General features: G+C 61.6%; 17 protein-coding genes. 10 read left to right on the top strand and 7 right to left on the bottom strand.

From position 1 onward, the window contains the following. The 7 genes from AC1RJY_RS18395 (at window position 1) to AC1RJY_RS18365 (ending at window position 6744) form a co-directional block, all read left to right on the top strand. Window positions 1-861, top strand: a complete 861-nt coding sequence (locus AC1RJY_RS18395) for an ABC transporter permease (RefSeq protein ID WP_498602950.1) — start codon at window positions 1-3, stop codon at window positions 859-861. Then, entirely contained in the window at window positions 858-1631 is a 774-nt protein-coding gene (locus AC1RJY_RS18390; RefSeq protein WP_498602949.1) for an ABC transporter permease, read from the top strand. The genes AC1RJY_RS18395 and AC1RJY_RS18390 overlap by 4 nt, the downstream gene beginning before the upstream one ends. Window positions 1632-1695: 64 nt before the next feature. Continuing rightward, window positions 1696-2505, top strand: a complete 810-nt coding sequence (locus AC1RJY_RS18385) for an ABC transporter ATP-binding protein (protein WP_498603019.1) — start codon at window positions 1696-1698, stop codon at window positions 2503-2505. 113 nt (window positions 2506-2618) lie between these two features. After that, window positions 2619-3278 carry a GntR family transcriptional regulator gene (locus tag AC1RJY_RS18380; RefSeq protein ID WP_498602948.1) on the top strand — a complete coding sequence of 220 codons (660 nt, stop codon included), beginning with the start codon at window positions 2619-2621 and terminating at the stop codon, window positions 3276-3278. Between the two features lie 224 nt (window positions 3279-3502). After that, window positions 3503-4819 (top strand): MFS transporter, encoded by a 1317-nt coding sequence (locus AC1RJY_RS18375; protein WP_498602947.1) that lies wholly within the window; start codon window positions 3503-3505, stop codon window positions 4817-4819. 132 nt (window positions 4820-4951) lie between these two features. After that, window positions 4952-5794: a tannase/feruloyl esterase family alpha/beta hydrolase gene (locus AC1RJY_RS18370; protein ID WP_498602946.1), complete on the top strand. Its 843-nt coding sequence runs from the start codon at window positions 4952-4954 to the stop codon at window positions 5792-5794. Next, window positions 5737-6744, top strand: a complete 1008-nt coding sequence (locus AC1RJY_RS18365) for a tannase/feruloyl esterase family alpha/beta hydrolase (RefSeq protein WP_498603018.1) — start codon at window positions 5737-5739, stop codon at window positions 6742-6744. Before AC1RJY_RS18370 ends, AC1RJY_RS18365 begins: the two co-directional genes overlap by 58 nt. A gap of 241 nt (window positions 6745-6985) precedes the next feature. Here the strand turns inward: AC1RJY_RS18365 and AC1RJY_RS18360 are convergent, their stop codons facing one another. From AC1RJY_RS18360 to AC1RJY_RS18345, 4 genes are all read right to left on the bottom strand, one after another. Further along, window positions 6986-8428, bottom strand: a complete 1443-nt coding sequence (locus AC1RJY_RS18360) for a HupE/UreJ family protein (RefSeq protein WP_498602945.1) — start codon at window positions 8426-8428, stop codon at window positions 6986-6988. Continuing rightward, a complete protein-coding gene (locus AC1RJY_RS18355; RefSeq protein WP_498602944.1) occupies window positions 8428-9594 on the bottom strand; it encodes a DUF3500 domain-containing protein in 1167 nt (388 codons plus the stop codon). Before AC1RJY_RS18355 ends, AC1RJY_RS18360 begins: the two co-directional genes overlap by 1 nt. Window positions 9595-10005: 411 nt before the next feature. Then, complete coding sequence (locus AC1RJY_RS18350; protein ID WP_498602943.1) at window positions 10006-11331, bottom strand: MFS transporter; 1326 nt, start codon at window positions 11329-11331, stop codon at window positions 10006-10008. Between the two features lie 359 nt (window positions 11332-11690). Continuing rightward, entirely contained in the window at window positions 11691-12722 is a 1032-nt protein-coding gene (locus AC1RJY_RS18345; RefSeq protein ID WP_498602942.1) for a DUF4192 domain-containing protein, read from the bottom strand. Between the two features lie 449 nt (window positions 12723-13171). On the opposite strand from AC1RJY_RS18345, the gene AC1RJY_RS18340 reads away from it, so the two are divergent. The 3 genes from AC1RJY_RS18340 to AC1RJY_RS18330 all read left to right on the top strand — a co-directional run bounded on the left by AC1RJY_RS18340 (window position 13172) and on the right by AC1RJY_RS18330 (window position 15780). Next, window positions 13172-13378, top strand: coding sequence for a ribbon-helix-helix protein, CopG family (locus tag AC1RJY_RS18340; protein WP_498602941.1), 207 nt, complete (start codon window positions 13172-13174; stop codon window positions 13376-13378). Then, window positions 13375-13743 carry a type II toxin-antitoxin system death-on-curing family toxin gene (locus AC1RJY_RS18335; RefSeq protein WP_498602940.1) on the top strand — a complete coding sequence of 123 codons (369 nt, stop codon included), beginning with the start codon at window positions 13375-13377 and terminating at the stop codon, window positions 13741-13743. The genes AC1RJY_RS18340 and AC1RJY_RS18335 overlap by 4 nt, the downstream gene beginning before the upstream one ends. Before the next feature lie 1293 nt (window positions 13744-15036). Next, window positions 15037-15780 (top strand): GAF domain-containing protein, encoded by a 744-nt coding sequence (locus AC1RJY_RS18330; protein WP_498602939.1) that lies wholly within the window; start codon window positions 15037-15039, stop codon window positions 15778-15780. A 264-nt stretch (window positions 15781-16044) separates the two neighbouring features. Here the strand turns inward: AC1RJY_RS18330 and AC1RJY_RS18325 are convergent, their stop codons facing one another. The 3 genes from AC1RJY_RS18325 to AC1RJY_RS18315 form a co-directional block, all read right to left on the bottom strand. After that, on the bottom strand, window positions 16045-16365 hold the full coding sequence (locus AC1RJY_RS18325; RefSeq protein ID WP_498602938.1) for a carboxymuconolactone decarboxylase family protein: 321 nt from the start codon (window positions 16363-16365) through the stop codon (window positions 16045-16047). Window positions 16366-16410: 45 nt separating this feature from the next. Further along, on the bottom strand, window positions 16411-17115 hold the full coding sequence (locus AC1RJY_RS18320; RefSeq protein WP_498602937.1) for a flavodoxin: 705 nt from the start codon (window positions 17113-17115) through the stop codon (window positions 16411-16413). A 94-nt stretch (window positions 17116-17209) separates the two neighbouring features. Further along, window positions 17210-18067 carry an aldo/keto reductase gene (locus AC1RJY_RS18315; protein WP_498602936.1) on the bottom strand — a complete coding sequence of 286 codons (858 nt, stop codon included), beginning with the start codon at window positions 18065-18067 and terminating at the stop codon, window positions 17210-17212. Window positions 18068-18080 lie beyond the last annotated feature (13 nt).

Genomic DNA, 18080 nt, shown 5'->3' with positions numbered 1-18080 from the left:
ATGAAGCTCGACCCAGGCTCATCGGCCGGGGTGGGCGGCGGGAAAGCCGCCCAGCCCGGGGTGGCCGGTTCGCGCCGGCCCGGGAAGAAGCTGCCGGCGAAGCAATTGCTCGCCGTCGCCGGAATCCTCGGATTCCTCCTCACCTGGGAGGCAATACCGCGGTTGGGGCTCGTCGAAGCCCGTTTCCTGCCACCTGCCTCTGAAGTCATCGCCGATCTCGTCGTTTACCTGCAGCTCACCGCGTTCTGGGCCGCTGTGGGTGAAACGCTGGTGGCTTGGTTCATCGGCCTGGCCGCGGCGGTGATCCTGGCTCTGGTGGCCGGATTCGTGGTCGGGTCCTCCCAGTTCTTGCGACGGTTCACCAACTCCACCGTGGAGTTCCTGCGTCCGATCCCCTCCGTGGCACTGATCCCCTTGGCTGTCCTCCTGTTTGGAGTGAAGATCCAGTCCTCCTTGATGCTGATCATCTACGCCTCGTTCTGGCAGATCTTTATTCAAGTGCTGTACGGGGTGGCCGATGTGGACAACGTCGCCATGCAGACAGCCCGCAGCTTCGGCCTGCGAACTGCCGCCCGGGTCCGGCATGTGGTCTTCCCCACGGCCCTTCCGTATCTCATGACCGGCGTCCGTCTCGCCGCGTCCGTGGCGCTGATTCTGGCCATTACCGCAGAGCTCGTCATCGGATCTCCCGGCCTTGGGCGCGAAATCGCCCTGGCGCAGTCGGGGGGAGCTATCTCCGGCATGTACGCGCTGATTCTGGCCACCGGACTGATCGGGGTCCTTATCAACCTGCTGATGAGGTTCATTGAACGCAAGACCCTCTCCTGGCACTCCTCAATCCGATCGGAGGTCATCGCATGAAGCTGGCCAGAAGCGTCTTCTACGCCCTGTGCCTCCCGGCCATCCTCGTCTTTATTTGGTGGGCAGCAACCCTGGGGACCAAAAGCTTCTTTGTCCCCACACCGGGGACCCTCGTTTCAACGTTTGCCAACACATGGCTCGGCGACCGTCTAGTCTCCGATGTACTGCCCAGCATCCTGCGGCTCTTCATCGGCGTCGTCGTCGCCATCGTGCTCGGGATCGCCGCCGGACTGCTTATCGGCTCAGTCAAATGGCTTCGAGCCCTGACAGAACCCGTCCTCGAATTCTTCCGGGCGGTTCCTCCACCGGTCCTGGTACCGGTCCTGATGCTCCTCATGGGCATTTCGGACTCCATGAAAGTCGCCGTCATCATTTCAGGCTGCATCTGGCCGGTACTGCTGAACACCATCGAGGGCGTAAGAGCCATTGACGGCGTCCTCTCAGACTCCGCCCACACCTACGGGATCACGGGCTGGGCTAGGATCCGCTACCTGGTCCTGCCCTCCGCTGGCCCCCAGGTGATGACCGGCATTCGCCAATGCCTGTCAATCGGACTCATTCTCATGGTGATCTCCGAAATGTTCGCGTCCTCCTCAGGGCTCGGCTTCACCATCGTCCAGTTCCAGCGATCCTTCGCCGTGCCGGAAATGTGGTCCGGCATAGTCATCCTGGGCCTGATCGGCGTAGCCCTGTCCTTCATCTTCCAATTCACCGAGCGCCGAGTCCTGCGCTGGTACCACGGCCTGCGAGAGGTAGAAAATGCAGCCTGACATCAACCACGAAAACGCCATCGACGACACCCCGAAAGCCGGCGCAACCGGCGGGGGCCGCGTCATGGCAAAGGGTCACGCCATGCTTTCCGTCCGGAATCTGAAAAAGGTCTACCAAACCGACGGCGGCCCCATTGAGGCCGTCCGCAACCTCACCTTCGACCTGCGCCCCGGTGAGTTGGCCTGCCTGGTAGGTCCCTCAGGTTCAGGAAAGACAACCCTGTTGAAATGCATCTCCGGACTGATGGCGCCCACCGAGGGCGAAGTGCTCCTCGACGGATCCAAAGTCACCGGACCGCCAAAGAAGATGGCCGTGGTCTTCCAGGAGTACGGCCGCTCACTCTTCCCATGGATGAGGGTGCGCGAAAACGTCGAACTTCCCCTAAAAAACCAAGGAAGGGCTAAAGCCGAGCGTGAACGGCTGGTCGATGAGGCATTGGAAGCCGTGGGCCTCTCGCACGTACCCATGTCATATCCGTGGCAGCTCTCCGGCGGCATGCAGCAGCGGGTAGCCATAGCCCGGGCCGTGGCCTACCAGCCCGAGGTGCTCCTGATGGACGAACCCTTTGCCGCCGTCGATGCCCAAACCAGGGCAGACCTGGAAGACCTCATCCGCAGCGTCTGGAAGAAGCTCGGCGTCACCGTCCTTTTCGTCACCCACGACATCGACGAGTCCGTTTATCTGGGGGAGCGAGTCATCATCCTCTCCAGCTCACCCACGGTGGTCCAAGAGGACCTGATCATCGACCTCCCGGCAGAGCGGGATCAACTCAATACCCGGGCCCTGCCTCGGTTCACCGAGTTGCGCCACCACGTCTATGAACAGATCCAACTGGCTAAAGCCGGACACCGTCCGGCTGCTGCAGCCCGCTGAAGCCGGGCCCCTTGGCGGCGCCGTTGCCGATGCGGCCAGCGATGCTGGAGTAACCTGAACACATAGATTGTTAGCAATGTCGGTAGCTTTATGGCCGACGAGGAGGCATTTGCGTGGAAACCTTGGACCGAGCACCTGACCGGGCACTGACCGCTCCGGAACTAGCGGATCTGCTGCGCAATGCCATCATCAGCGGTGAGCTTGTGCCGAACCAGCGCTTGGTCGAAGCTGACCTGGCTGCCGAGTATGGTGCCAGCCGCGGAACCATTCGGGTGGCGTTATCCGAACTGGGCGTCGAAGGACTGGTCGAACGTGTGCAGAACAGGGGCGCCAGAGTCCGTGCTGTATCAGTCGACGAAGCCGTCGAAATCACCGAAGTGCGCGCGGCGTTGGAGGCCCTCTGCGCCCGCAAAGCTGCAGAACGCATCACGGAAGAGGAGATCTCCGAACTCCAACAGCTCGCCGAGCACATGCGGGACGCCGTCGAACGTGGAGACCGGGAGTCATACTCGGAAGGCAACCAGAAGCTTCACGCCCGCATCATCTCCATCAGCGCCCAGCAGACTGCTGCCGCGACGATCCACCGCCTCAGGGGTCAAGCGGTGAGGTTCCAGTTCCGCCTGGCGCGTCAGCCAGGCAGGCCAGCAGTATCGCTGCCACAACACTTGGCCATCATCGATGCAGTATGTTCCCACGACCCCGACGCAGCCGCAGAAGCCATGCGGGTGCATCTGGAAAGCGTCGCCGACGTCATCCGTGCCACCAACCCCTGACCCGCCACCAACCCTGACTGGCGACCGCTGGTCGCGAAGCCGTTCCGCCCGAATTAGTTCCGGGCGGAACGGCTTCTCTTTTCAGCATCACCACGCAACCATAATTGTTAACAATCTAATTGACGTGATTGTTGTCACTGTGTAGTGTGATGTGCAGCCCATGGCTCATATCTCTTTACTCTGAAAGGGCAGCGACGATGCTTCCTACATTTCTTTCGCGGCCGATGCCACCGTCCACACGGGTGGTCACCATCGTTGTGGCTCTCTGCTGGCTCCTGGTCTTCTTCGATGGTTTGGACCTTTTTGTCTATGGCGCGGTTCTGCCGGGAATGCTGGCCGATCCGGCACTGGGTATGTCCCCGGCGGCTGCCGGGGATGTCGGCAGTGTGGCGACGTTTGGGATGCTTCTGGGAGCCCTCTCCTCCGGTCTGGCGACGGACCGCATTGGGCGCAAAAAGGTGCTCCTGTTGTGTTGCGTCCTCTTCTCCGTAGCATCCGGCGTCTGTGCGATAGCACCGGATGTCACAACGTTTGGCGCGGCCCGGTTCATCGCCGGTCTCGGCCTTGGCGGTTTGCTGCCTACGGCCATCGCACTGGTGGCCGAGTACGCGCCTGCAGGGCGCCGCAACCTCCTGATCGCCGTGCTTATGACAGCCCACCATGCCGGCGGGATAGCGGCATCAACTCTTGGCATCTGGTTGCTCGAGGATTTTGGCTGGCGCACGGTGTTCCTCATTGGAGTCATTCCGCTGGTTATCGCAGTACCACTCGTGGCCCGCTACATGCCCGAATCCGTGGCCTTCCTCCTTACTAAAGGCCGCTACAAGGATGCACAGCGGGTCTCGGAGCGTTACGGCATCGAACTCCCTGCCACGGACGGCGCCGGAAGCAGCGAGCACCGAAAAGCCGCCTTCGCCCAGCTCTTCGGTCGTGGGCGGTGGCAGATCACGACTCTGTTCTGGGCTACGTCCTTCGCCGGCCTGCTTTTGGTCTACGGCATGAGCACCTGGCTGCCCTCCCTGATGCGCTCCGAGGGCTACGACCTCGGCTCGGCATTGGCCTTCCTGCTGGTCATCAACGGCGGCGGCATCGTTGGAATGTTCGTGGCGGGCAGGATTGCAGACCGCTTCGGCCCGGTCCGGGTCGCGACCATTTGGTTTGCTTTCACAGCAGCCAGTGTCTACTCCTTGGGCGCGCACCTTCCACTGCCGGCCACCTACGTGCTGGTTTTTGCTGCCGGAGTGTTTCTCTTCAGCGCCCAAACCATGGTTTACGCCGCCGTAGCCCACGTCTATCCGACCTCCAGCCGAGCTACGGCTATTGGCTGGACGACCGGTATCGGACGCTTCGGAGCTGTGTTCGGCCCCTGGATGGGCGGACAGCTGTTCGCTGCCGGCAATCAAGGGTGGGGCTTCGGGATCTTCGCACTTGCCGCAGTGGTGGCCTCGGCGACCCTCCTGGTGCTGGCGGTCGCCGTCGCCAAGGGCCGCAAGGAACCCCTCGTCGAAACCGGGCACCAGCCCTCGCCCGTCGCCAGCTAAGCCCGCTCCTTATTGCGTTGACATTTTGGGTACAGAAAAGCCTTTACAAATCGTTAACAATATTTGTAACTTCGGAGAGGCAGTCGTCGCCAGGCGGCACGAGGGCGTGCCGCTCACCCTAAGGGAGAACCGATGAACTCATCCTGGTTCGGTATGAAGAAGAACCGCGTGGACAAAAGGGCACGTCACAGGAACCGAAGGAGGATCGCGGCGGGACTGTTCATCGCTGCTATGGCCGCGGCTTCGCTCCTGCCGGTCACTGGAGCGACCGCTGCCCCATCACCCCGTCCTGACGTTCAGACCAACGGGCTCCAGAACCTACCCCCGGTAAAGCCGGTCATGAGCTGCGGGGACCTGGTCGGCGCCGATGTAAGCGGCCCGGTGGGGGAGTCCGTGGAAATTGCGGCGGCGGTCACGATCACCAATGATGGCCCCGCACCGTACTGCGAAGTGCAAGGAACCATTGCCCCGGCAAACACAATCGTGGTGCACCTACCCATCAACGGCTGGACCCAGCGCTACGTACAGACAGGCTGCGGAGGGCTGTGCGGGAAGGCGACCATCAACACGGGGCAAGCCTCAGGCTGCCCCCTCGTGGAGGACGGCACCCTGGCCACGGCCACCACGGACATGGGACACCAGGGCCAGAACGATGGGTCTTGGGCAGCGGACAACCCGCAGGCCCAGATCGACTTCGCCTACCGGGGCGTGCACCTGACCGCGCTGACAGCCAAGGCCCTGATCAGCAAGTTCTACGGACAGCCGGCAACCTTCTCCTACTTCACCGGGTGCTCCGACGGCGGCAGGGAGGCACTCATGGAAGCCCAACGCTACCCGGACGATTTCGACGGGATCGCGGCAGGCGCCCCGGCCAACAACATGGCCGTCCAAACACCTTCCATCACGCGTGGAACGTACTGGCAAACCGCGGCACGGACGGGAACGCCATCCTCCTCGCCGGCAAACTGCCGCTGATCCACACCGCCGTCCTCAAAACCTGTGACGCCCTGGACGGCCTCACCGACGGCGTGCTGGACGATCCGCGCGCCTGCAACTTTGACCCCAAAACTCTGGTTTGTGCAGCGGGCCAAGACCCGGCCAACTGCCTGAGCATCGCCGAAGCATCCGTAGTCCAACGCCTGCACGACGGTGCCGTGGACGAGCAGGGCCACAAGCTGGAACTCGAAATTTCCCACGAATGGGGATCCGAACTGGCCTGGACACTGTTCATCCCGGCAACCCCAACGGCACCGGTCATGAGCGAACAGTTCGCACTGTCCTACCTCCGGTACCTGGCGGACCCAAACAATCCCCAGCCGAACCTGCAACTCTCCGATCTGGAATTCACCATGAAATCCTTTTGGGACACGATGCAGTCCTCCAGCTATATGTCCGCCATGGACCCGGATCTAGGCGATTTCAACACAAGCGGCGGCAAGTTGTTGCTGTGGCATGGCTGGAACGATCAGCACATCTCACCTCAATCAACACTGGCCTACTACGACGCCATTGGCTCGACGATGGGAAAGAAGACGGCCGATTTCTTTACCACGCTGTTCATGTTCCCGGGTGTCGAGCACTGCAGCGGCGGGGCCGGTCCCAACGCCTTCGACGTCCTGACCCCCGTGATGGCGTGGGTTGAAAGCGGCAAAACCCCATCAGTTATCACCGCGAGCTCGGCCGATAAGACCCGGCCCGTGTATCCGTATCCCATCGTGGCCCGTTACGACGGCTCCGGCAGCACCAACGATGCCGCCAATTTCCAGCCCTCCACCCCCGCCAAGGAGGTAGGCCCCGGGTACCAATGGCTCGGACAAAAGTTGTACTCATCCAACTACCAGAGCTGGTGCACAGCCCAAGGAACGGAACTTTCTTGTTCCCGAGAAAACGGTGGCCCTAGCTGGCTCGAAAACCGAGCGACCTGAAACTCCGCCACCAAGCAGAATGTCCTGCCTCTGCGCACAATGCAGGGGCAGGACATTCTGTTTAGTCCTCCATACAGAGGCCCACAGGTACGGTCAAGCCACGGGCACAATCCGCGGCGCCATCCAGAACCAGCCAGGTCCCCTTCACATCCGACACCCCGATGAGCCGGTTCAGATGGATGATCCGCTTCCCAAGCTCCGTGTCCGACAATCCATTGCCGCGATGTGCTTTCTTGGGCTCTCAGCCTGAGGTGCCTCCGGGTGACTGGTGGACCGAGACGGAGCCGATTCGGGCTGGCGGCCGATAACCGGTAATCCCATTCGAACCACTGTCCGCGGCTGTCTCTGGGGTCGATGCTCGGCTTCTTTGTCGCGCGGCCGTGACCAGAGCGGCAGCCCACAGCACTGCGACCAGCGGCACAGACAGTACTCCGATGCTGTCCGCGACGTCGGCGACCACGTTAGGGACCCCTAGCCTTGCAGCAAGCCATCCCAGCGAAGCCACCCCAGCTAGGGCCGCTGAACCAAGGCGCAGCCGATTGTAGACACTTGCCTTCGAAAGCAGGATGAGCGGTGGCAGAACCAAGGCCACAACCGCCAGCTGCATCAGTTCGATTCCCAGGTTGAAGCCGAGCAGGGACAGGCCCAGGCGGGTGCCGGTGAGGTCCAGTTCGCGGAGTGTCTCTGAGAAGGCAAGCCCGTGGATGAGCCCGAAGAACCCGGCCACCAAAACTTCCCGTCCGGCAAAAAGTGGTTTGATCGCATGGACAGCTGCGATGAGTATGCTCACGGCAATGAGTGCTTCGATCGGCGCCGACGGTACGGGAACGCTGAGGGCGCCCAGGGCCAGTGTCATCGAATGCCCCACGGTGAACGCCAGGGTGATCCCGGCGATGCGACGGACGGCCTTCTTCACCGGGGCGGGGCCTCCCCAGTGCCGACCGAACGACAGGAGGGGAGCAGGCACTAAGAGCGTGAGCAGGAACAATTGGTGATCGGTTCCTTCCTCGATGTGCTGGATACCCAGTACCACCATGCTCATGAACCCGCTGGCGTTGTTCCCCGCACCAAGGTCGATATGCAGCGACGGTACGTCACCGGAGGCTGTGTCCAAGCGGATGGCGCCGACTTCATAGGCACAGTCCACGACGCCGACTGCCCAGTCCGAGGCCACGCTCACCAGGACGACGTGGGTGACCACTTGATCCACCACGATGTCGTAGCCGAGGTTGAAGGAACGGGCATCGCTCCCCGCGGGCGGCGTGAGCGTGAATGTCGCCTCGAGTTCCTGATATAGCCCGGTGGTAGCGGTGTCACCAGCTTGGGCGACGTTAAGGTCTCCGAGGGCCAGCGTCCATTTCTCCCCCGAATCGCTGGTGGGGCTAAAGTGTGCCAGCAAGTAGGCAGAAATCTCTGTCGAGTGCACGGCCACGGTTTCGGCGGACTCATCGCCCAGATCGATCCCGCTTGCTGCTTCCAGGTCATCGAGCGGGATCTTCGTGGTCGCATCGATCACGTCCTCCCGCACGTCCAGCTGCACGGTTGAACTTGGCAGGACGTGCGCCGATGCAGGCGCTACACCGAAAGTGAACGTCCCGAGCAGGATGAGCAGCGCGGCAATCAGGGAACGCACGAGGGCCGGACGCGGCCCGGGTGCCGCCGGGTGGGTGGACGTGAGCTGCATCAGGCCTTGGTTCCGCCGTAGTCGCTGGTGCGGTCGCGCCAGAGTGAGTGTGGGTGGTTGCCGGGCAGGACGATGCCGCGCTGCATGGAGAACTCGATCCAGACCGAGGGTCCATCGATGCGGATGTAGTCGTTTTGCTCCGTGAGCGCTACGCTGCCGGAGTAGGCGATGTAGGTGTCGTCGAGTTCGGCTTCGTAGCGTTTGAGGATTGATGCTGCGTCACTGTCCGCGATGTCGTTCACGTAGCCCGCAATGGCGGCAAGTGCGAGCTTCTTCTGGTCTGAAGTGAGGGTGGAGATCTGGACGCCTTCGTGCGCGGTTGGGAAGGCCCAGTCCTGTCCGGGTCCAAGGACAAGGTCGCTGTAGGTCTTGCTGAGTTTTGCCGTCGCGAGCTGGTCCGTTGTCAGTCCGGCGAGGAGGGCCGCGAATGCAGCTTCCTTGGCGGCCATGGGCTGGTTGCTGGTCCCGTTCAGGTCGAACGTTCCGTTGGGTTCGATCCCACGGAAGGACGGCGTTGCCCCGGCCAGCCAGCCATTGGTGTACGTGTTGGCCACCGAGAGGTGGTGGCCGCCGAACTGAAACTCCCATGTACCGGTATCAGAAGGTGTGCCCAGGAACGCGACGTAGTAGCCGGAGCGGCCGTAGTCGTCACCGCCTCCGTTGGCCGCGAGGTAGTCATCGGCGTTGAGGTGTTGCTGGATTTCGTCGTAGCCCAGGCCTTTGGTGGTGCCGGTTGCTGCTGCGAGTAAAGCGTTGAACGCGGTGAGCTGGGTTTCGTTGAGGTCCGCGAGGGACAGGCCGACTCGTGGCCCGGTGCCGCCCCCGCCGCCGGGTCCGCCGCCCATGCCACCTGCCAACAAGGCCTGCGGCAGGTTCGACCAGAGCTTGGCGTTGGCCAGGCTGTACTCCTGGAGCAGCTGGGTCTGAAGATCGGCGCCCAGGGTCGCCTGGAACGCCTGCGCGAGTGAAGTGACACTACCCGTTGAGGTTGCTGTTGCGGTGTCGGCCGTTGTTCCGGTGGCGGCAGTTGCCGTGGGGGCTGCGGTTGAAGTGTTTGTGGACGAGTTTGACGAGCATGCTGATAGGGCGAACAGTGCGGCGACAGGCATACTGCCGAGGAGCGTCCGGCGGGAGAGTGAGGGTGCGGAAGAAGTGGGCTTGTTCATACCATCGAAACTACGGCCCCGGCCTGTCCCAGCCCTTTAGTGAAGCTGTGACGGGACTGTGGAGCTGTATGTGTGACTGGAATTCCTTGAGCCTCACAAGTAGCGAATGCCTAATTCCACCCGGTGACTGACCAGCGTGAAGGGGGAGTGCCAGGGCCCCGTTGGAAACTTTCCGCGCCGCGGGTGGGCTGGTACGGATGTTCCTCCGCGACAGCATGAGCAAAGTTGCGATTGCCGACAGTCCAGGCAGAGGTAGCCCCCGCGGTGTCCGACTGCGTTCAGCGTCCGAAGCGCTCCTTCAAACAATGGCCCGACGGGTTTCCCGTCCGCGTCTCTGAGCTGAGGGATGACGCCCTGTGATCCCGGCAGATTCCCACCGGAATCACAGGGTGTCGCGGTCTCGCGGTTGTTTTATTTTGCCCGAGCTGCCGACAATGCCGGGGGCGCCATCGTTGACGCTTTTTCCTGGGCGGACGAGTTGCCGCTGCGGCGGGCGTTCGCCGCGACTACAACGGCACTGACAACGGCAATCCCACCCCAGAGGGCTCCGATCCACCACAGTCCGCCTGAGGGGAGCAGCATCAGGGCCGAGGCAGTCAAAGGCATTAGGCCGGCTCCCAAAGCAGCGGCACCTTGGTATGCCAAAGAAGCGCCGGTGTAACGTACTTCCGCCGGGAAGAGTTCGGCGATGTAGGCGGAGATGGGACCGTAAATTGCCCCCTGAACGATGCCCTGGCCGAACACAATGGCCACAGCGAAGAGAGCCAGTTGACCGGATCCGAGCAAGAAGGTGATTGGTACAGCGGCGATCGCCGTCAGCAGGCAGGCCGCAAAGATTGCCCGCGTGCGGCCCACTCGATCGCTGATCCGGGCTGAGACGAAGCACGCGATGATCATGACAAGGGAACCGGCCGCCTTCCAGTTCAGCACCCAGGTCTTGTCTTCACCGGCTTCGATAGCGACCGAAACGCCCCACACCGTCACCAGGGACTGAGTCGTATAGACGCTGACGGCCACCAAGAGACCAATCAGGACAGGTTTGAGGTGGTGCCGCAGCACTTCGGCAATCGGAAGGCGTCGCTTCGTGCTTTCCTGCTCGAGAGCTTGAAATACGGGCGACTCAGAAACCTTAAGGCGGATGACGAGCCCCACAACGATGAGTACAGCCGAGAGGACAAAGGGAATGCGCCATCCCCATACGATGAATTGATCACCAGTGAGGATGGTCATGAGGGACATCACCAAGGTAGCCAGCACCGCTCCCGCTGGTCCGCCGGCATTGGCAAAGGACGCGGCGAATCCCCGCTTCCCCTTGGGTGCGTGTTCCAGCGCCATCAGCGCCGCGCCTCCCCACTCACCCCCGACGGCGATGCCTTGAATCACACGCAGGACCAGTAAGGAGATGGGGGCAATGATGCCGATCTGCGCGGCGGGCGGCATCAGCCCCACAATGACGGTCACCGCTCCCATCATCACCATGGACACGACCAAAGCAGTCTTTCGGCCGAGTCGGTCGCCGAAGTGGCCGAAGATGACGCCCCCGAGTGGGCGGGCCAAGTAGCCGGCGGCCAGCGTCGCGAACGATGCGACCAAGGCAAGCCCTTCCCCGAAATCGGCGAAGAACAGGGACGCAAAAACCACCGACGAGGCCGTCGCATAGAGCAGGAAATCGTAGAACTCAATGGCTGAGCCAATGAAACTCGAAGCAAGGATGCGGCGCATCTCTACGGTTGACAACGAAACCTGACGGCCATCAGCGACTGCTTCTGCGGGATCTCGGTCTGGGCTTTTTGCTACAGGGGATGTCGTATCCAAAGGGGACCTCCAGCGTCTTCGGGGAATGAACTCCCTTAGTGAAGCAGGTCACGATCCGATTCGCAACAAAAGTGTTAACAAAATGATTTGGAGTTTCCTCGCTCTGCCGCGTGTTTTCAGGTAGCTAGGGCCCGATCATGCGTGCCCGATACCTGCGATGCTGATCTGAGTAAACGCGGAGTCAGCCATGGGACGGGAGTTCTCGCAGCAACTTCTGCTCCGTGCTTTTAACACCGATAACGGAGTGTCGGTAAACCTGTTCGGGGTGGGTCAAAAGTGGCTTACGGCATGTCGAGTCTGGTTTTGTAGGCGGTGTTTTTGTTGGTGTTCCAGCCGGCGATGATGCCGGCTCCGAGCATTTGGTCGGTGAGCCTGGCGAAGCGGTAGCCCGGGTCGGTGTCGAGGGCGAGTTGCATAAATTGGTGCGCTTTGGATCCCCGGCCTTCCCACCAGTTGATGTAGCCGATGGTGGTGAGGATGGGTGCCGCGTGTTGTGGGCTGGTTCTGGTGTAAGCGTGGAGGAGGAGTTGTTGGGCCCACTCGATACGTGACCATTTGGGTGCTGTCTGGGTTTGGGCGAAGAGGATGTGTTGGGGTGGTTCGTTGATGCCGGGGATGTCGGCCATGAGCCGGTCCCGGATGTGCGGAAACTGGAAGTAGGCGATGAGGGTGGCGCAATCGTCATTGGAGGGGAAGTCGTTTGAGTCCAGCATGGCTGTCCAGAGTCGGCTGGCTTGAAGCGCGGCTTCTTGAGGGGCCTGGGTGCGGATCGTATTCAGGCGGTTTTCGACGGTGGTGGCGTGGTCTGCTTTGTGGGTCGATGCTGGGAGGACTACTTGGTTGGTGGGTTCAATGGTGCTGCCGCGGTAGATGAATTCGGCGTTGACGCGGCTGTATTCGGTGGTGCTTATGGGCATGCAGATGTCTTGGCCGGGTTCAGTGTCGTAGGGGGAGTAGGCGTCGTCGCTGACGAAGATTCCGTCGCGGATGGTGATGCCGTTTTCGGCGAGGACCCACGTGAGCGCTGCGATAGTGGCCGCGTGGGGCTTGGGTTGGCCTGGTTGGCAGCGCTGTGAGGTGTAGAGGGCGAACACGATGCTGCTCGCGCTGGTGTCACTGGTGAGGTAGCTGCTGACGGTTCGGGCGTAGGGGAGTTCAGTTCCGGGGTATCGGGGGAGGTCGATGCGCAGGGTGGCGCCGACCTTGCCTTTGTCCAGAGTGATGCAGACCAGGCTCTCTTGGGGCCAAAACCCTAGGGTGTGCCCGATGAAGCTGAGCAGGTCTGCTGGGTCTTTGATGGTGAGCGCATTCATTGTCCTTTTCCTTTGTGCGTGTGTTGTGGCCGTTGAGATAGGGGACCTGTGGGCTGGTAAGTGGCTAGAGTGCAACTCCGGGGACGCGGGCAGCCCCGGAGAGTTCGGAAGGGGCCAAGCGACGTAAAAGCGCCGAACTAAGTTTCCAGATCGGCGCTCGAATGTCAGCCCCTGGTGGCGCGGAGGCCCCATCCAGCGATGATCGGGACATCAGGATGGCAAACAGCGTTGTTGCTTCTGGCTATTCATGGGCATGCTGAGGTGGGGCGTCATGACGCGTGCCGCCCTAGTCTTCGGCATGTGGCATCGATTGGCGGAATCGCTGTGCCGGAACCAGTCAGGGAACTGCTTCTGGTTCTGACATACGCGCCGTTATCGGTTTTACTTCCCTCGGTGGAGAATGTCTTCATTCCGGCCCGTAAGGGTACCGGTTTGGTACCATGGGTCTCATGGCTATGAATCTCCGTGTCCCTGAGGACCTTGATCGACGGCTGGAGAAGTTGGCTGCCGAGGAACACACGTCCAAGTCCGCACTCCTATTGCAGGGGGCCGAATTGGTTCTGCAGCGCCACGCGCGCCGGCGTGACATTAGCGGGGGCCTTGATTTTGTTATGAGTCATGACGCTGATCTGCTGAAGCGCCTTGAAGACGCGTGACAGCGTACCTGGACATTGAGGATGCCCTTCAGGTAGTTGATCGGTACGGCTTTCATATCCGTGATGTCGGGCTGTTGGCTTCGGCATTGGCCAGGCCGGCTACGACTGTCATGGGCGCGGAGGCCTATCCGCATCTCGCGGTGAAGGCTGCAGCCTTGTTGGAGTCGGTCGCCAGGTTTCATCCACTCATTGATGGCAACAAGCGGACGGCGTGGACGCTCATGGTGCTGCTGCTGTGGATCAACGGTTACCGGCATGACTTCACGACGGATGAAGGCTTCGACCTCGTCGTCGGAGTCGCTGCGGGTACTCTCGACCTGCCGCGCGCTGCCGCCGAGATTTCCAGGCATCTGGTGCCCCGGTAGTCCTCCACCGCCCCCGAAAGGGGGTGTGGACAATGTCCACACTTTCCACCTCGGACTGCTTCGTTCCGCCGCCGGACTGGCCGGGATTCCGCATGTTTCCGCCACTTCTTAGTGTTCGCAAGGCTTGGAATCCCGTTCGAGTCCCACCTCGGGCACGGCATACCCCCTCGTCAGAGGGGTTTTTGCTGTTAACGTGGTGACAGATTTGGTGGTCAGTCCCTCTGACTCTGGTTCGCGGCTGCGGCCTGGCCGCCGCGAGGGCCTGTTCGGGTGTGTGGTTACCGGGTCAGTGTCCTGGCTGACGGACGCTCCGCTGGCTGTGCGATAGGGGTTTGTGGTCCTCGTTCCTGATGCTGTCAGGTTGGTCGTGGGTGGCCAACACCTATTCATGCTTCCGGGCCACGCTCACAACATGATGTCCGCGCCTGAGGCGTGGAGCGTTTCCAGAAAGTTCTGTACGATGCGCGGCAAGGGACCCTGGAATGGCTGCGCAGCGATGAGTCCATTTCCTGGATACTGTGGTGCTTCTGGCGGACTGTGCTTGGTTTTGCGCACGAACCTTCATTGCGGTCAGTCTGGGGGCTTTATGACCCCTGACGGGTCAAGCACGGTGAAAGCTTTTGCCATGGGCATCATCAAAAAATCCTTTGATAGGAACCGTTGGGGGAGCGATGGCCACGGCGATGGTCACCATCATTCCGCGTTCGCCCAGCTTGAAGGCGACCAACTTTCCATACGCACCAAGGCCGGCATGGCGGCTGCAGCTGCCAGCAGACGGAGAGCGGGACGCCGGAGGAAACTACCGACCATGAAAAGGTCAAGCGGGCGCGTGAGCTGAAGGCTCACGGGCTCAAGCCGGCAGACATCGGAAAGATCCTCGGAACCAGTCGCGCTACCTCTAACGTCTCCTGGCCATGGACTCCTGAGCCACAGAGATAACTGTGCCGGAAGTTGTCATTGTGACTGCGGTCAAACAGCAGACGATTTGGGACAACATCTGGGACTGAAATGTTAGGCGAAGGCCGGCTGCTGGTGGCGCAGCAAATCCCCGCCGGACTGCGACCATCGATGAGGGAGCGTCCCGGTTCTAAGGAAGTGGTACACCAGCAGGGGTGAGTGACCGTGGCTGGGGTGGGTGGTGGCTACTTGTGGCAGGGGCGGTGTCGACGGCGCTGTGGCTATTGGTGAGCTAGCGGAGCATACTCAAGGGGACAGCCGCTTTAGGCTGCTTTCCGTCCTCCGGTGTCCCCCGTCAAGGGTTGTTGTCAGGGCCCAATGAGGAATGAGGCCGTCATGGCCCTCGAATCACGCTTAATGCCCTCCGATCTTGTTGTCGACCGAATGCAGGACCTCGTCCTGAAGACCGAGGACGTGAGGGAAATGCTGGACGAACTCGCCGAGTTCACCTCGCTTACTCTGACCGACCCTGCCATTGCCTTCTGCAGCATCACGCTGATCCAGCGAAAGAAGCCGGTAACGGTGGCCAGCAGCGAAGAAGGAGCTGTCCGGCTCGATGAAATCCAGTACCGTGCCGGGGACGGTCCGTGCTTGTCAGCGATCCGCACCCAAGCCGTCGTACATATCCCGGACCTGACCGAAGAACACCGTTGGCCTTCCTACACGGAGGCCGCGCTGGAGGCCGGCGTGGGGTCCAGTCTTTCAGTGCCTCTGGCCCTGGCAGGGGAGGCCGAAGCGAGCCTTAACCTGTACTCCACCCGTATCGAGGGCTTTAGCCGTGAGGACATCGACACTGTGGAGGCTTACGCTTATCACGCATCGAAAGCACTCCGTCTCGCCGTGAAGATCAGCCAACTGGCTGACGCGAAAACCAATCTCGTCGCTGCCCTGGAATCGCGCACGATCGTCGATCTGGCGGCCGGTGCCATCATGGCGCAAAACCGGTGCAACCAGGAATCGGCCATGACAATCCTGAAGATCGCCTCCAGCACCCGCAACGTCAAACTCCGTGACATCGCGGCGTCAGTGGTCGCTTCACTTTCACACGACCCTCGAGTGCGGACACACTTCGATGCCTAGCCCACGGCTACCGCGGCCAGCTTCCAAGACTCAGAACAGGGTGGATTCCTAAGCACTGCCGGATGGCCGGTTGATGACTGGTGGACCGCTAGCTCATCAGCCGTAGTCCCGAAGTCAAGGAAGTGGGACACCTAAGTGTGTAGCAATACAGGGGTGGTGGTGACTTTGCCATCGGGGTGACAACGCCTTCACCCTGTCCTGCAGGGTGCGTGGTTTCCCCGGGACACTTGGGCCTTTGGTCGCCTTAGTGCGAGGACCATCCGTTCAGGAAGCGAAAACGTCCTTTGCAACGGTGATGGCTGATATGGCTTTCGGCCACCCGGCGTAGAAGGCCAGGTGGATAATGATTTCCTTGAGTTCTGTTTCGGTGAGGCCGTTGTCTTTGGCCCGGCTCAGATGCCCGCGGAGCTGTTCGGTGCTGCCGCTGGTGACCAGACTGGCGACCGTGACCAGGCTGCGGTCCCGGGGAGAAAGTTCCGGTCGGGCCCATACGTCTCCGAAAAGTACGTCGTCGGTCAGCTCGACCATTTTAGGGGCGAAGTCGCCGATGAGTTGTTGCGCGCGGGTCTGGGTTGGTTCGTTCATGTGTTTAGTCTCCTGGGTGGGGTCGGGTTGGCGGGCGCGCCAGTGCTAGTTTCCGAGGAGTCCGGAGCTTTGGAGCCATGAATGTAGGTTCGGTCCGGCTTCTTGGACTTCTTCTCCTTTGACCGCCAGTCCTTGTCGGATCACCGCGCCGGGGCACGACGTGGTGTAGTCCCGCATGGTGTTGCCCATCCCGCTCATGGCGTGGGTTGTGATGGGATAGATCGTTTTGCCGGTGAAGTCGTAGCTTTCGGCGAAGGTGGCCATGATCATGGGTGCCCGGACGTTCCAGATACCGCTGGCGAGCAGGATGGCGTCGTATTGGTCGATGGCCGGTAATGGGTTGGCGATGGCAGGGCGGGCGTCGGCGTTTTGTTCGCGGACGTTGCGGGCGACGGTGGCGTCGTAGCTTTCGGGGTAGGGGTCGGCGGCTTCGATGCGGTGGACATCGCAGGGAATGAGCTCGCTGATCATGCCGGCCAGGACCTCGGTGTTGCCGATGTCCAGATCTGTGCGGCCGCCGTAGTAGTAGTTTTCCCCTGCCCTTGAGAAGTACGCCAGCAGGATCCGGTTGCCGGCACCTGTGGTGCCTGGATCGGCGCGGGATGCAGTTTGGTTTTGCGGGGGCACGGGGGTTGATCTTCCGTTCGGGGTGCAGGCGGTGATTGCGGCGGTCGCCACCGCTGCGCCCAGCGCCGTCGCAGAGCGCAGAACCGAACGCCGGCCTATGGTTCCTTCGGTGGTGGTTTCCATGGATCTTTCCAGTTGGTCAGGAGTGGGCGGTGGCTTTATGGGTGCGTTCTTGACCGTGGTTGCCTGCTCTGAGACGGCGCCTCGCGGCTTGGGTCTAGTTGTAGCGGCGGCCGCCGAGCCACCCGACCATGGCCGGGTCGCGGTGGTCGAAGAACTGGCTGTCGCCGGTGTCCAGGCCAGCGATGGCGGTCATTTGCTCTTCGGTCAGGGTGAAGTCGAAGACGTCGAGGTTCTGGGCCATGCGTTCGGGGCGTACGGATTTGGGGATCACGACGACGTTGCGCTGGATGAGCCAGCGGAGCACGACCTGGGCCACTGACTTGCCGTGGGCGTTGCCGATCGCGGTCAGGGTGTCGTGGGTGAAGATGCCGTTCTTGCCTTCGGCGAACGGGCCCCAGGATTCGATCTGCACCCCGCGTTCGATCATGAGGGCCTGGTCCTCTGCCCTTTGGTGGAAGGGGTGAGTTTCGATCTGGTTGACCGCGGGGACGATCTCGTTGTGGTCGATGAGGTCCACGAGACGGTCAGGGTGGAAGTTGGAGACGCCGATTGCCCGGGCGCGGCCTTCTTTGTTGATCTCCTGCATGGCCCGCCACTCGCTGTAGTAGTCACCGAGGGGCTGATGGATCAGGTAAAGGTCCACGTAGTCCAGGCCGAGGCGGTTGAGGGAGTTCTCGAATGCGCGCTTGCTGTCGTCCTGCACGTTGCCGGTGGGGGCGTGCTGGATCCAGAGCTTGGTGGTGACGAAGAGCTCTTCGCGGGCCACACCACTGGCTTTGATCGCGGCCCCGACGGCTTCTTCGTTGCCGTAGGAGGCGGCCGTGTCCAAGTGGCGGTAGCCCGCGGCGATCGCGGCTTCGACGGCCGCCTGGGTCTCCTCGTCCGGGATCTGGAAGACGCCGAAGCCCAGGATGGGCATTTCCACGCCGTTGTTCAAGGTCACGTTGTGCATGATGTTCTCCTTT

This window comes from Arthrobacter sp. GW822-FHT05G07 (assembly GCF_058799755.1).
The sequence above is the reverse complement of the archived record's forward strand: the minus strand, read 5'-3'. Positions and strand labels throughout refer to the sequence as shown.